This window comes from Streptomyces sp. NBC_01775 (assembly GCF_035917675.1).
Classification (GTDB): domain Bacteria; phylum Actinomycetota; class Actinomycetes; order Streptomycetales; family Streptomycetaceae; genus Streptomyces.
In genome coordinates, this window is record NZ_CP109104.1 from 341,630 (window position 1) to 355,776 (window position 14,147).

The window sequence follows — 14,147 nt, forward strand, 5'->3', positions numbered from 1 at the left end:
CCCGAGTGCCCCCTTCGGGAAGGGGCACTGTCAGGCCCGCGTCGGCGTCCCTGTGGCCTGGCGCAGGAAACGGATGACCGGGTGGCCGGGGTGGTGCGTGACCTCGGTGCGGACGCCGTAGACCTCCTCGATGAGGGACGGCGTGAGCACCTCGGCCGGGCTGCCTTCGGCGACGGTGGTGCCGCCGCGCAGGACGAGCAGGCGGTCGCAGTACATCGCGGCGAGATTGAGGTCGTGCAGGGCGATCACGGTGGTCACCGGCAGACTCACGACGAGGTCGAGCAGGTCGAGCTGGTGCTGGATGTCGAGGTGGTTGGTCGGCTCGTCGAGGAGGAGTTCGCGGGGCTCCTGGGCGAGTGCGCGGGCGATCTGAGCGCGTTGGCGTTCGCCGCCGGAGAGGGTGTGCCAGGACTGCGCGGCCCGGTCGGTCATACCGGTGCGTTCCAATGCGGCCGTGACGGCTCGTGCGTCGGAGTCCGAGGCCGGCGACCAGGTGCGGCGGTGCGGGATGCGGCCGAGGGCCACCACGTCGTGAACGGTCAGTTCTGTCTGGGTGTGCGTGTGCTGTTCCACGGTGGCGACGCGGCGCGCGGTGGCGCGACGGCCGACCGCGGGCAGGGGGCGGCCGTCCAGGGTGACGACACCGGTGGAGGCGGTGAGAACACCGGAGAGCAGGCGCAGCAGTGTCGACTTGCCCGAGCCGTTGGGACCGAGCAGGCCGACAGTCTCGCCGGGGCACAAGGACAGGGTGACACCGTCGACGATGAGACGGCCGTCGGTGTGACGGCCCACTCGCTCGGCGTGCAGCCCGGGTGCCGTCTCCGGCCGTTCGGGCGGCCGGTTCCGGCTCATGCCTTCCTCCGGTCGCGGTAGAGGACGGCCACGAAGGCCGGTACGCCGATGAGGGACGTGACCACGCCCACCGGAACCTCCTGGGGGTCGACCACGATGCGGGCGAGCGTATCGACCCACACCAGGAACACGGCCCCTGCCAGCGCCGCGACCGGCAGCAGGCGCGCGTGGCCGGAGCCGGTGAGCGCCCGGGTGGCGTGCGGCAGGACGAGGCCGACGAAACCGATCGCACCGGCACAGCTGACCAGGACCGCGGTCAGCAGCGCCGTCGCGCACAACAGCACCAGGCGGGCCCGGGCGACCCGTACGCCCAGACCGGCGGCGGCCTCCTCACCGAAGGCGAAGGCGTCCAGGGTGGTGGCGTGGCCGAGGCAGACCACGAGGGCGACGGCGAGTACGGCCGCGCACAGCAGCACCTGGTCCCAGTCGGCGCCCGAGAGCGAGCCGAGCAGCCAGAACAGCACGCCCTTGGTGGTCTCCGCGTCCGCGGACGTGAGGACGATGAACGAGGTCAGTGCGGAGAAGAGCTGCATGGCGGCCACACCGGAGAGCACGACGCGGTCGGGGCTCGCGCCGAGGGTATGGCTGAGCAGCAGGACCATGGCGAAGGACAGCAGCGCCCCGATGAAGGCGCCCGCCGACAGCGACAGGGCTCCCGCTCCGGTCCCGAGCACGGCCACAGCCACAGCGCCCGTGGAGGCCCCGGAGGACACACCGAGGACGAAGGGATCGGCGAGCGAGTTGCGCAGCAGCGACTGCATGACGGCGCCGCACAGCGCGAGTCCGGCACCACAGATCGCGGCGAGCACGGTGCGGGGCATGCGCAGGTTCCACACGATGCCGTCCCGCAGCGGCGTGAGGCTGCTCTCGTCCCCGCGGAAGTGCGCGGCGACCGACGCCCACACGTCGCCGGTGGAGATGTCGGCTGGGCCGATGGTCACCGCGAGGGCGATGGAGACCGCCAGCGTCGCGAGGCCGCCTCCGGACAGCAGCAGGATACGGGCGCTCACTTGGCGAGCCCGAAGTCGCGCAGGCCCTTTGCGACCTGCTCGATCCCTTCGACAGTGCGGATCGAGGGGTTCATCGCCTGGCCGCTGAGGAGGATGTAGCGCTTCTTCTTGACCGCGGTGAGATTGCGGGTGGAGGGGTTGCTCTCCAGGAACTTGATCTTCGCCTTGGCGCTCTCGGCGGTCTCGGACTTCCGGGTCAGATCGCCGAGGACGATGACATCCGGGTCACGGTCGGCGACGGTCTCCCAGTTGATCTGGGGCCACTCGTCCTTGTCGTCGGAGAAGGCGTTCTTCGCGCCGACGGCCCGGGTGATCGCGCCGGGGGCGCCGCAGCAGCCGGCGAGGTAGGGCGACTGGGCGTTGGCGAACCAGTACATGAGGGAGGTGTCGGAGGCGTCCACTCCTTCGGTGGCCTTGCGCACCCGCTCCTTCAGTCGCGCGACGAGCTCGTCGCCGCGTTCGACGACGCCGAACGCCCGGGACAGATCACGTATTTCGCCGTAAACGGTGTCGAGGGCAAGCGGCTTGCTGCGGGAGCCGTCGCCGCCGCTGTCGTTGTCCTTCCCCGCGGCGCAGTCGGACGGGGAGACATATGTCGGCACGCCGAGCTTCTCGAACTGCTCACGGGTGGCGACGCCGCCCTTGCCGAGCGTGGAGACGAAGGAGGAGGTGACGAAGTCGGGTTCGGCGTCCAGGACCTTCTCGAAGGAGGGGTTGTTGTCGGCGAGGCGCGGTACGGACCTGTTGGCCTTCACCAGCCCCTTCATCACCGGGTCGGTCCAGGTCGCCGTGCCGGCCAGGCGGTCTTCGAGGCCGAGGGAGAGCAGGATCTCCGTGGTGCCCTGGTTGAGGGAGACGGCCCGACGCGGAGCCGACTTCAAGGTGACCTCGTGACCGCAGTTGCCGATGGTGCGCGGGTAGCCGGCGGTTGCCGACTTCTCCCCGCCGGACCCGGCCTCGCCCTTGCCGGTGCCGCCGCACGCGGTGAGCAACAGGGCCGGGCCGAGCAGGAGAGCCGCCCCATGGCGGGCACGGAAGGGGTGGATGCGGAACACGTGCACGACCTTGCGATGTCGGGGCTCGGGACGCGGAGCCTGGCCTACGGGGTCCTCCTCACCGATGGCAAAACCGATGGCAAAGAGGTGCCAGCAGGTCTTCGGACTCGGGTTCGCGCGGACGGAGCGCCTTCCCGGTGTCGTGCGCATCGGTCATCCGACCGCCTCGCACCACCCCAGTGGCGTCGAATGCCCCGCCCGTCCCCCTCACCGCTGCGCGTCAGTTCCGGATTTCCACCGGATTCCCTGGCCTCGGATACGGCACGACTGGCTTCTGCACCTTATCAAGATTGAATTCTCTACAGACCGGCACACCGGCCGGCCGCCACGGGGCAGGGCTGATGCGCCGCCCGGACATGGAATCCGCCGCGCTGGCCGGCCCGGAACAGCTCGGGGCTCCTTTGGCCGCATGCCGCGCCTGCGCGGTTCCGGCATCGACAGCGGCGCGGACATGAGCTCTGCGCGGCAGGGAGACAATCGAGGTGCTCACCGCACTGGAGCGGCGCGGCCCGCTGCGAGAGCTAGGATCAAGGCCATGTCGCTGACTGCGGACGACGTGAGCCGGTTCGAGGTGTCCCGGCCCCGCCTCGAGGCCATCGCCTACCGCCTCCTCGGCTCCGCGAGCGAGGCCGAGGACGCCGTGCAGGAGACGTTCCTGCGCTGGCAGGCCGCCGACGTCGACCGCATCGAGACCCCCGAGGCGTGGCTGACGAAGGTCCTCACCAACTTGTGCCGCAACCAGCTCACCTCTGCCCGTGCGCGGCGCGAGACCTATGTGGGCCAATGGCTTCCCGAGCCGCTGCTCCCCGGGGACCCGATGCTCGGCCCGGCCGACACCGTCGAGCAGCGCGAATCGGTCTCGTACGCGGTCCTCACCCTCATGGAGCGTCTCTCCCCCAACGAGCGGGCCGTGTACGTGCTGCGGGAGGCCTTCGACTACCCGCACCGGGACATCGCCGAGACGCTCGACATCACCGAGGCCGCCAGCCAGCAGATCTTCCACCGCGCCAAGAAGCACGTCGCGGACGGCAAGGCCCGCACCGAGGTCGACGAGGCCGCCGCCCGGCGGATCGTCGAGGAGTTCTTCACGGCAGCGGCGAGCGGCCGGACCGAGCCTCTCGTACAGCTGCTCACCAAAGACGCCATCTCGATCGGGGACGGCGGCGGGAAGGTCCCGGCCCGCACCAAGGCCATCGAGGGCGCCCTCGCGGTCGCGAAGTTCCTGCGGGGCCTGTTCAAACCCGGCGAGGCCAAGCGCGCCATGGCCGGCGGCTCACCCGAGCTCCACGTCACCACCGCCAACGGCGCCCCCGCCGTCGTGGCAGTCGTCGACGGCCGGGTCATCGGTGTCGTGTGCGTGGAGGTCACCGCCGAGGGCATCGCCGCGTTCCGCAACCAGGTCAACCCCGACAAGCTCGAACGCGCAACGGAGCGGTGGGCGGCAACCGACCACGGCGAACCCCTGTGCAACATCTTCTGACACTGGTGTGAGGTGCTTCACATCGCGTTCCTGTCAGGAAACGGCGGGCCGCCCGGTTCAAGTGGCGAAGCCGTCCATGACAGGAGCACGAAAATGCAGCACCGCATCATCGTCCTCGGAGCCGGATACACGGGAGCCGTCGCAGCCGGACGCCTCGCCAGGCGACTGCGCCGCGAGGACGTCGCCCTCACCCTCGTCAACGCCGAGCCCGACTTCGTCGAGCGCGTCCGGATGCACCAACTGGCGGTCGGCCAGGACCTCAAGCCCCGGCCCTTCAGCGAGATGTTCGCGGGCACCGGCGTCGAGCTGAAGCTCGCGAAGGCCACCGGCGTCGACGTCGACCGCAAGACCGTCAGCGTCACGGGCGCGAACGGCGCCGAGGAGCTGGAGTACGACACCCTCGTGTACGCCCTCGGCAGCGGCTGGAGCACCCAGGGCGTCCCCGGCACCGCCGAGCACGCCCACGAGATCGCCAGCCGGCCCGGAGCGCTCCGGCTGCGCGCGCGGCTGGCCCGCCTGGACGCCGGAGAGCCCGTGGTCGTCGTCGGCGGCGGCCTCACAGGAGTGGAGGCCGCGACCGAGATCGCCGAGGCCCGCCCCGACCTCGATGTCGCCCTCGCCGCCCGCGGCGGTCTCGGCGACTGGCTCTCGCCCAAGGGCCGTCAGCACCTGCGGAGGGTCTTCGACAAGCTCAGCATCACCGTGCACGAGCACGTCGCCGTCACCGGCGTCGGGGCCGACCGCGTCACCACCGGTGACAGCAAGGATCTCCCAGCCGCCGTCACCGTGTGGACCACCGGCTTCGCGGTCCACCCGATAGCGAAGGCCACCACCCTGGAGGTCACCGGCACAGGCCAGATCGTGGTCGACAGGACCATGCGCTCGATCTCGCACCCGGACGTGTACGCCATCGGCGACGCGGCCATGGCGATGGGCCCGGGCGACAAGCCGCTACGGATGTCGTGCGCCTCGGGCATCCCCACCGCGTGGCAGGCCGCTGACACCATCGCCGCGCGCCTGACCAGCGGGAAGCTCCCGAACACACCACTGCGCTACTTCAACCAGTGCATCTCGCTGGGCCGCAAGGAAGGCGTGATCCAGTACGTCACCGCCGACGACCGAGCCGTCCGGGCAGCCCTGACCGGACGGCTCGCCGGCATCTACAAGGAACTGGTCTGCAAGGGCGCGGCCTGGGGCGTCGCCAACCCGATGCTCGGGATGCCGACCCGGCGTCGCCACGTCGTGCGGGAACAGGCCCGGACGGGCTCGACGGTCAAGGCGCTGCCCTGAGAGGTTGTCACCTCCCGACAGCCCGCGCCCAAGCCCGGACAGAGCGCCAACCGAATCAGCGGAGACAACGGCGGCGTGGTGCTGCTGGATCGCACGTCGGTCCGCACCCGCCGCCGCACCGGCGCCGGGCGGCGCCACTGCTGATCCGGCAGGCACAAGTCCCGTGCGAGCGGGGCGGGAACGAAGACGTGCCGTACGGTCGCGTCCGCCGCCGCTTCCGGCGGAGTTCGATGAGGGCCGAACTATCCAGCTCCTAGCATGCGCGGAACCCTGCGGGAGACGCCCGTGCGGGCGAACGCGAAGGGCCTCTGATGCCAGGGACAGACCTCGAACAGCAGCTTGCCGACCGCTTCCGCGAGGTCAATGGCGACCATCCGATGACCGCTGCCGACGACGCCTACGTGAGCGTGCAGTTCGTCGTCCTGGACGAACTGTGCGCGGCCCAGGGCCGCGATACCGACGAGGTTCGCCGGCTGATGCTGGAGCAGCGCCTGCCGCTTCCGGGATACCTGCGCTCCGACGGTGCGGAAATGGTGCCGCCCGACCTGTTCTCCCTCGCCGACGAGGCGGGCGGCATCGACGGGCTCGAAGCCTGGTTCACCGCTCACCGGGACGGCCCGGCCCTCGGCAAGGAGGAGTGGAATGCCTACCTCAGCGGACAGTACGTGTGCCTGCGCTCGGTCACCCCGGCCACCATCCAGCGCAAGGATCACTTGACGACAGCGATCAGCGCCGCGCCGGACGAGCCGGCTGCCGGTTCAGCACCGTGGTCCGCCCGGCTGCACGCTCTGATCGACGAACTCGACGCGCTGGAGCCTGCCTTCACCGCCTACGACCGTCTCCGCTTCAACGGCCCTACGTCCCGGGACGCCTGCATCGATGCGATGCGCACGCGCTTCCCGCGCCCCGGTCCGCCACCTGTCAGTGCTTAGGGAGCAGTTGGGTGGCGGTCGCGGTGATGGTCTCGACGGCGTGGGTGAGGGTGGGGATCTCCCGGGCGCCGAGGCGGGTGACGGCCATGATGCGGCGGGCCGGGGCCGGTTCCCCGTGCAGCGGGATGCGTGCCACCGGTGAGTCCTCGCGCAGCTGTGCCAGGCGCGGTACGAGGATCACTCCGAAGCCGTGGGCGACCAGCGCGGTGCCGGTGTCCCACTCGTCCGCGTAGTGGGCGATATGGGGTGTGAAGCCCGCGCTCATACAGGCCGCGAGCACCAACTGGTGGTAGGTCGTACCCGGGTTGCCCAGGATCCACGGCTCCCTGGCGGCATCGGCGAGCGTCACCCGCTGCTGCCGGATCAACCGGTGACCCTGTGGGACGACCAGGTCCAACGGGTCGTCCAGCAGTGGCTGTTGGTCGAAGCGGTGGTCCGTCATGGGCGGCGAGTCCGCCGTGACGACCAGCAGCGCGAGGTCGGCTTCTTCGGAGAGCAGCAGGTCGAAGCAGCGGTCGGGTTCGGCTTCGATGATGCGCACCGTCAGTTGGGGGTGGGCGTCGCGCAGGCCGGCTGCGGCGGCCGGCAGCAGGCGGCTGGCGGCGGTGGAGAAGCCGCACAGCGTGACCTGGCCCGTGGGCTCGGTGCCGACGGCGGCCAACTCGGCGCGGGCGAGTTCCCACTGCTCCTGGAGACGTTCCGCGTGGCGCAGCAGGGTGCGGGCCGCGTTCGTCAGGCGGATGCCCCGGCCTTGGTGCACCACCAGCTCCACGCCGACCTCGGCCGCGAGCTGGCGGAGCTGGTAGGAGACGGCCGAGGGCGTGTAGTGCAGTACCTGCGCCGCGGCTGTCACCGTGCCGTGCTCGGCGACCATCTGGAGGATCCGGAGCCGGGAGTCAATCATGCAAACAGTTTGCACGGTCAGCACCAGAACCGTTTGATTCCCCTCGTCCATCTTCGACCGCACACTGGCGAACGTGACTGATCAGCGTGTTTCATCGGAGCGAAGCGCATACCCCCACACCACCGTCATGTTCCCCCCGGCCGCACGGGCCCGGTGGCGTGGCCGACCGGAGGGGCGCGCCGACCGGCGGGCCGTGCGGACCGCCGGGTGCCTGGTGGTGGTGTTGACCGCGGGTGCCTATCTGCCCAGCCCGCTGTATCCCGAATACCAGCGGCTCTTCGGCTACGACGACTTGGTCATGACGCTGCTCTTCGCCACGTTCGCTCTGGTCAGCGGCCCGGCGTTGCTGCTGTGCGGGCCGGCGGCGGACATCGTGGGGCACCGGCCCGTGCTGCGGCTGAGTGTGCTGCTCGCCGCTTCCGGCTCTGTCTGCTTCGTCCTCGCCGACAGCCCCGCCTGGCTCTTCGCCGGACGCGTGGGCCAGGCGCTGGCGCTGGGCGCCGCGACCGGTGCTGCCCAGGCGCTGATCACCTGGCACCGCAGCCCCGCCGCCCGCGTCGGAGGGCCGCTTCTTGCGAGCCTGGCCTTCGCAGCGGGCACCGCGGTGGGGCCGGCCGCCTCGGGCCTGCTCGCCCGGTACGTCCCTGGGCCGCTGGTCACCCCCTACCTGCTGCATCTGGCCCTGCTGGCATGGGTGTGGCACCGGCTGCACCGGACCGTGCCCGAACCGAACGCCACCCGCGGGGCACAGCGTGGGTGGCGCCCCGCCCGGCCGCACATCCCGCGCGCCGTCCGGACACTCTTCATCGTCGCGGGGCTCAACGGGTTCCTCGCCTGGGCCGTCGTCGGGATCTACCTTGCGCTTGTCCCGGCCCTCCTCGGGCGGGCGCTGCACAGCGACCATCCGGCCCTGACCGGAGGAGTGCTGGGAGCGGTCCTGGCATGGTCCCTGCCGGCCCAGCTCATCGGCTCACGCCGCACCGCACAGACCGCCCAGCAGCTCGGCGTCGTAGCGCTCACCGCGAGCCTGCTGCTCCTCGCCGGCACCGGAGCCGCCTCCCTCCCGGCCACGCTCGGCTCCGCACTGCTCGCCGGTGCCGGGCACGGTCTGGCCTTCAGCGGCGCCGCCCGGGCCGTGGACGCGCGGACCCCGGCCGGAGATCGCGCCGGAGTCGGGGCGGCGCTGTATCTCCTCTTCTACCTGGGGTCCGGGACACCTGCCGTCACCGTCGGGCTGCTGACCACGTGGATGCCGCTGACCGTGTCGGTGACCCGGCTGAGCTGGGCCGGTGCGGCCCTGGGTGTCCTCGCCCTGCTGGCCACCTCCTGCCTCACCGTCTCCGCGCGGCGCGGGAGGAGCGGGAGCAGCCGTCCGGGCCCGGGTACTCCCGTTCCGGCCCAGCGGCGTCGAACTGTCAGCAGCGAGAACGTCGGCGCGGCCGGATGCCTGACACCGGACACCCCAAGCTCCCGGGGCTGGCAAGATGGAGCCGTGCCGGGGAGCACGATGCCGTCCCCAATGCCAACGCCATCGAGACCACGGCCGGCCGGTACGACTCGGTCGTCCTTGAGGAAACGCTCGCCGATCCGAGCCGGAGAGACTCGCGCTTCCTGCAATTCTTCCCGTCCAGCGAGCTGACCGGCGCCTGGGCGAATCCCGGCACGAAGCCGACGCTCAGCCACCGCTCCATCCCCCACACACGTTAGCGAGCCATGACCACGAACCGCTTTGTTCTGCCCGACGAGTCCGTGCTCCGGGCCCGGGAGGAACTCGTCCTCGACCACTTCCGCAACGAGGTGGCCCAGGACTGGGACGCCACGCTGTCCACCTTCCCGCATCCGCACTACGAACTCATCGCGCAGATGAGGGTGCATGACGGCGACTCGGACGTGCGCGCGTACTACGACGACACGCGCGTCGCCTTCCCCGATCAGCATCACGAGATCATCGCGTTCCGCCACAGTGTCGACGCCGTCATAGTCGAGTTCTGGCTACTGGGCACGCACCTCGGCCCTCTCGGCGAGATCCCGCCGACAGGTGGCCGGCACCGCACGCGCATGAACGCGTACTTCATCTTCGACGAGAACGAGAAGCTCGTCACCGAGCGCGTCTACTTCGATCAGCTGACCATCCTCAGACAACTGGTCGCAGGGGTCGACAAGGGCAAGCCAAGGGGTCTGCTCAAGCTCGCCCGAGTCCTCAAGGGGGCTCTCTCCACGGCAGGCGGCAAGCCCGATCCGCGGCTGCTGGACACCACCCCGCCCGACTTCATCCACTGACTCGCCCATCCCAGCCGAAGGACAGGACAACCCGCGAGCCCATGGGCGCGCTCATCGGCGGAAGGGACGAGGCTGGAGCGCCGAGGACTTCGATCGCCCCGGGCAACCGGGGCGATCCGTGTTCGAGTGAGGGCCGTCGAATGATCGCCTGATGTCGCGTCCCGCAAGGTCCTGGCGGCTTGCGGTGCGGTGGGCGGGTTGGCGGCCATCAGCGGGCCGCGCCCGCGAGGCCGGCCGGCAAGGATCACTTCCCTGCCCCCTCTGCCAGGCCCCGGATGAAGTGCCGCTGGCCCAGCAGGAAGACGACGATCATGGGGAGTGCGGCGATGGTCAGTCCGGCGAACAGAATGGGCCAGTCGGAGTTGAGCTTGCCCGCCATGTCGGCGAGGCCGACCGGAAGTGTCTTCAGCCGGTCATCGGTGACGAAGACCAGCGCGAAGGCGTACTCGTTCCAGCAAAAGAGAGTCTGGAGCATGGCGGCGGACACCAGGACCGGCCGGGACATGGGGACGACGACCTGCCAGAAGGTCTGCCAGCGGCTCGCCCCGTCGATGTGGGCGGCCTCCTCCACCTCGGAGGGAAGACTCAGCAGGTAGGCACGGATCAGGAAGGTCGTGAACGGGATTTTGAACGCCGTGTAGAGGACGATGAGCGCCCAGTACGTGTCGTAGATGTGCAGCGCCTGAAGGAGTTGTGCCAGCGGGACCAGTGCGACCGTCGGCGAGAGCATCATGCCGCCGAGCACCAGCAGCAGTGCCGGGCGGGCCAGGGGGATGTCGAGGCGGGTCAGCCCGTACGCCGCCCAGGCGCTGATGAGTACCACCGCCAGCACGCTCGCGCTGGTGACCAGCGCGCTGTTGAGGAGGTAGCGCAGTGTGCCCTCGTTCCAGGCCGCCGCGTAGTTGTCCCAGCGCGGGTGCGCGGGCAGCGACCAGGGGGCGGTGAACAGTTCGCTGTTGCTCTTGAGCCCGGACAGCGCCATCCAGCACAGGGGGTAGAGCACCGCGACCGCCAGCGCGGCGAGACCGCAATAGGCGAGGACTCTCGGTATGACGCCGGTCCGCCGTCGGACGGCGGCGCCGCCCGTCCGCGAGGGGTCTTTGGGCCGGGACAGTGTCCGCGCCGCGGGGGCGGGGCCTTTCGGGTCCATTGTGAGGGTCATGCCTCCACCGCCTTCCGCCGTGAGTAGCAAAGCTGGGCCGCTCCGGCGGCGAAGGTCAAGGCGAACAGCACGGTGCCGACCGCAGCCGCATAGCCCATGTCGTCGCCGGTGAAGGCGCTGGTGTAGAGCCAGGTCCCCAGCACCTGGCTGGAGTTGGAGGGTCCGCCGCCGGTCATCACCATCACCTCGTTGAAGACCAGGAAGGCTCCGGAGACGGTGAGGATCACCAGCAGCGTGGTCATCTGACGCACCATGGGAACGGTGACCGTGAAGAACGTACGGACGCGGCCCGCGCCGTCGACGTACGCCGCCTCGTACAGCTCGCGCGGTATCCGCTGCACGGCGACGGTGAGCAGCATCGTGGTGTAGCCGAAGGACTGCCACTGGCTCATCCCGATGACGCCCCAGATGGCGGTGTCAGGCTGCCCGAGCCAGTCGCGTTGCCAGCCGTCCAGGCCCACGGCGCCCAGCAGGCTGTTCACCAGTCCGGCGTCCGGCTGGTAGAGGAACTGGAAGAGGAGTCCGGCGACCGTCATCGAGACGGCGGCCGGCACCACATAGAGGGTGCGCAGCAGTCCCCCGAGCCGGCGTCCGACCAGCTCCTCCAAGGCCGCGGCGAGCACCAGCGCGGCGCCCACCTGGAAGGTGACCGACGTGACGGCGAAGAGGAGGTTGTTGGCCAGCGCCTTCCAGAAGACCGGGTCGGCGAACGCCTGCCGGTAGTTGTCCAGCCCGACGAACCGGGTGCCCGGCTGGAAGACGCTGAACTTGAGCAGGCTGAGGCGGACGTTCTCCGCGATGGGGTAGTAGACGAAGACCGTGATGAGCGCGAGGGCGGGGGCGGCCCAGAGCGCGTGCCGCATGCGGCGGACGGTGCGGGCCCCGGCTGTCGGAAGACGGTGGAGTGTGGTCATCTCGTCCCTCCCTGGTCCGTGTGGCCGTCTCGACTGTGCTCGAACCGGGAGGCCTCGCCACGGGAAGCCTCGGAGCGGGAAGCCTCGTCGTGGGAGGACTCGCCCCGGGACGAGAAGCGGTGTGCCTGGTCGGCGGCCTCCCGTAGCCGGCGCCCGGCCTCCTGGGGGCTCACCCGGCCGCCGAGCACTGAATCGGCCGTGGCGAGCGTGGGATTGACGATCTTGTTGTCGGTACGGGTGTCGAGCCAGACCGATATCCGGCGCCCGTCGATCAGCCGCTGGGCGGCGCGGAGCCCCTTGACCCGGCCGGCTCGGGAGGTGCCCTGGACGGCGCTGAGCCAGCCCAGTTCCCGTACCATCTCCCGCGCCTGGGGGCGCGCGGTGAGGAACTTCAGGAAGTCGACGGCGAGGGCCTTGTTCGGCGAGTTGTTGGACACCATCAGCCCGTCCGTGCCGCCGGCGAGGGCCCGGGGATCGCCCTGTCCTTCCGGGTCGCGCGGCATGGGGAAGAAGCCCCAGTCCCGCTCGAAGGAGGCCGGAGCTCCGCCCTTCTCGGTGAGGAAGGGGAACTCGACCGTCTCCAGGTACTGCATGGCCGCCTTCCCGTACACCAGCTTGGTCTGCGCGTTCTCGTGGCTCACGCTGGAACCGCCGGGCGCGAAGCACCGTTCCTTCAGCCGGCGCAGGTCGGTGAACGCGCGTACGTAGCCGGGGTGCCGGAAGCCTCCGCTCTTCCGCGCCGCGTAGTCCGCCGCGAGGGTGTCCGGCGGCACGTTCATCGCGTTCAGCTGGGTGAGCAAATGGCCGACGGGCCAGCCGTACTGGTTGCCGAAGGTGATCGGGGTCCGGCCGGCCTTCCTGATCCGGTCGCAGGCCGAGAGCAGTTGCGGGAAGGTCCGCGGCACGCCTTTCACCCCGGCCTCGCGGAAGATCCGCTTGTTGTACGCGAAGACCTTGGCGTCGAGGGTCACCGGGACCCCGTAGTCGCGCCCGCCGTAGCGGTAGGCACGCAGCGCGTCCGGCGCGAAGGAGCGGCCCCAGCCGGTGTCACCGAGCTGGCTGGTGAGGTCGGCGGCGAGCTTTCCGTCGGCGAACCTCCCGGCGTACTGTCCCGGCCAGGCGAAGTAGATGTCCGGCAGATCGCGGGAGGCGGCCAGGGCGGCGATGCGGTCCTTGTAGGGCTGGTCCCCGACCGCCTGGAGGTCGATGGTGACGCCGGGATTGCGCCGTTCGTACTCCTTCGCCATCCGCTTGAAGTACGGAGCGTATTGCGGGTCGGCCCACTTCTCCAGCACGACGAGGTGCCCCTTGGGACGGCCGTGCAGGGTCAGGTCGTTCGGAGTGGTGCGTACGGGCGCCTGCCCGCAGCCGCTCAGCGAGAGGACGGCGGCGAAGGCGGTGGCGAGCAGCGCCGGGGTTCGCAGGAAGCGCAGCACGGGTCACCTCACGGGTGCGATGTGCGGGTCCGAACAGACCCGGGGATGTCCGAAGGCACCTTCGTGGGTGCAGACCTCGGCGGCATACGCGGCGGCCTGCGCGGCGGCAGACGGCACCGCGGCACCGTCCAGCAGCGCCACCATCAGCCGTGCGACGAAGGAGTCGCCGGCGCCGAGGGTATCCACGACCTCGACGGGCGTCACGGGCTGGAGGTGCGGAACCCCGTCGCGCGAGACCAGCGCGCCCCCACCGCCCCGGGTCACGATCACGGTCCCCGGCCCGGCCCGGTGCGCGGCATCCGCGAGCGCGGCGGCTTCGCGGTCCCCGGCGCCGGGCCGGGAGAACACGGCGTATCGGACGTGCGGCAGGAGTGGTTCGGCATACGGCCAGGGGCGGTCGGAGAAGTCGTAGCTGAGCGGGCAGGCGCGGGCGAGGAGCGGCAGCGCGTGCTCCAGTCCGCTGCAGTCTCCGGTGTGCAGGAGGTCGAAGCCGGCCAGCCAGTCCAGGTCGGCGTCGTCCGGCGTGAACCGGGAAACCCCTTCGTCGGAACCGGCGAAGTGCCGGTTGCCCTCCGCGTCGAGGCGCACGGTGGCGTAGGCGTTGGGGCCGTCGGCGGTGCGGACCCGGTCAGTGCCGACCCCCTCGGCGTCGAGCGCGGTCCGGATGTGCCCTCCGGCCTCGTCGGTGCCGAGGACGCCGAGGTAGGCGGCCTCGGCGCCGCAGCGAGCGGCGTGCACGGCGACGTTGACAGCGTTGCCGCCGGGATACATCAGGCCGCGCTGCGGGTATCGGTCGACGACGTTGTCGCCGACTCCGCAGATGCGCATGGTC

At 70.6% G+C, this 14,147-nt stretch carries 13 protein-coding genes and 1 riboswitch; of the genes, 5 read left to right on the forward strand and 8 right to left on the reverse strand.

Going from position 1 to position 14,147, the window contains the following annotated elements; all coding sequences use genetic code 11:
• Positions 1–30 precede the first annotated feature (30 nt).
• From OHB04_RS01680 to OHB04_RS01690, 3 genes are read right to left on the reverse strand one after another with little or no spacing between them, the layout of a single operon-like run.
• On the reverse strand, positions 31–852 hold the full coding sequence (locus OHB04_RS01680; protein WP_326685960.1) for an ABC transporter ATP-binding protein: 822 nt from the start codon (positions 850–852) through the stop codon (positions 31–33).
• Positions 849–1,862, reverse strand: a complete 1,014-nt coding sequence (locus OHB04_RS01685; protein WP_326685961.1) for a FecCD family ABC transporter permease — start codon at positions 1,860–1,862, stop codon at positions 849–851. The genes OHB04_RS01680 and OHB04_RS01685 overlap by 4 nt, the downstream gene beginning before the upstream one ends.
• Positions 1,859–2,917, reverse strand: coding sequence for an ABC transporter substrate-binding protein (locus OHB04_RS01690; protein ID WP_326806577.1), 1,059 nt, complete (start codon positions 2,915–2,917; stop codon positions 1,859–1,861). Before OHB04_RS01690 ends, OHB04_RS01685 begins: the two co-directional genes overlap by 4 nt.
• Before the next feature lie 75 nt (positions 2,918–2,992).
• A riboswitch (cobalamin riboswitch) is annotated at positions 2,993–3,204 on the reverse strand.
• A 248-nt stretch (positions 3,205–3,452) separates the two neighbouring features.
• On the opposite strand from OHB04_RS01690, the gene OHB04_RS01695 reads away from it, so the two are divergent.
• From OHB04_RS01695 to OHB04_RS01705, 3 genes are all read left to right on the forward strand, one after another.
• Positions 3,453–4,397 carry an RNA polymerase sigma-70 factor gene (locus OHB04_RS01695; RefSeq protein ID WP_326806578.1) on the forward strand — a complete coding sequence of 315 codons (945 nt, stop codon included), beginning with the start codon at positions 3,453–3,455 and terminating at the stop codon, positions 4,395–4,397.
• Positions 4,398–4,490: 93 nt separating this feature from the next.
• Positions 4,491–5,687 (forward strand): NAD(P)/FAD-dependent oxidoreductase, encoded by a 1,197-nt coding sequence (locus OHB04_RS01700; RefSeq protein ID WP_326685964.1) that lies wholly within the window; start codon positions 4,491–4,493, stop codon positions 5,685–5,687.
• Positions 5,688–5,998: 311 nt separating this feature from the next.
• Complete coding sequence (locus OHB04_RS01705; protein WP_326685965.1) at positions 5,999–6,619, forward strand: DUF6058 family natural product biosynthesis protein; 621 nt, start codon at positions 5,999–6,001, stop codon at positions 6,617–6,619.
• On the opposite strand, the gene OHB04_RS01710 is transcribed toward OHB04_RS01705, so the two are convergent.
• Positions 6,609–7,523 (reverse strand): LysR family transcriptional regulator, encoded by a 915-nt coding sequence (locus OHB04_RS01710; RefSeq protein ID WP_326806579.1) that lies wholly within the window; start codon positions 7,521–7,523, stop codon positions 6,609–6,611. The genes OHB04_RS01705 and OHB04_RS01710 overlap by 11 nt on opposite strands.
• A gap of 127 nt (positions 7,524–7,650) precedes the next feature.
• On the opposite strand from OHB04_RS01710, the gene OHB04_RS01715 reads away from it, so the two are divergent.
• Entirely contained in the window at positions 7,651–9,162 is a 1,512-nt protein-coding gene (locus tag OHB04_RS01715; RefSeq protein ID WP_326806580.1) for an MFS transporter, read from the forward strand.
• Positions 9,163–9,236: 74 nt separating this feature from the next.
• Positions 9,237–9,803 carry an ester cyclase gene (locus tag OHB04_RS01720; RefSeq protein WP_326806581.1) on the forward strand — a complete coding sequence of 189 codons (567 nt, stop codon included), beginning with the start codon at positions 9,237–9,239 and terminating at the stop codon, positions 9,801–9,803.
• 244 nt (positions 9,804–10,047) lie between these two features.
• Here the strand turns inward: OHB04_RS01720 and OHB04_RS01725 are convergent, their stop codons facing one another.
• The 4 genes from OHB04_RS01725 to OHB04_RS01740 are packed head-to-tail and all read right to left on the reverse strand — an operon-like array spanning position 10,048 to position 14,143.
• Complete coding sequence (locus OHB04_RS01725) at positions 10,048–10,965, reverse strand: carbohydrate ABC transporter permease (RefSeq protein WP_326685969.1); 918 nt, start codon at positions 10,963–10,965, stop codon at positions 10,048–10,050.
• Complete coding sequence (locus tag OHB04_RS01730; protein WP_326685970.1) at positions 10,962–11,879, reverse strand: carbohydrate ABC transporter permease; 918 nt, start codon at positions 11,877–11,879, stop codon at positions 10,962–10,964. The genes OHB04_RS01725 and OHB04_RS01730 overlap by 4 nt, the downstream gene beginning before the upstream one ends.
• Positions 11,876–13,315, reverse strand: coding sequence for an ABC transporter substrate-binding protein (locus OHB04_RS01735; RefSeq protein ID WP_326806582.1), 1,440 nt, complete (start codon positions 13,313–13,315; stop codon positions 11,876–11,878). The genes OHB04_RS01730 and OHB04_RS01735 overlap by 4 nt, the downstream gene beginning before the upstream one ends.
• A 3-nt stretch (positions 13,316–13,318) precedes the next feature.
• Positions 13,319–14,143, reverse strand: coding sequence for a PfkB family carbohydrate kinase (locus tag OHB04_RS01740; protein WP_326806583.1), 825 nt, complete (start codon positions 14,141–14,143; stop codon positions 13,319–13,321).
• Positions 14,144–14,147: the final 4 nt, after the last annotated feature.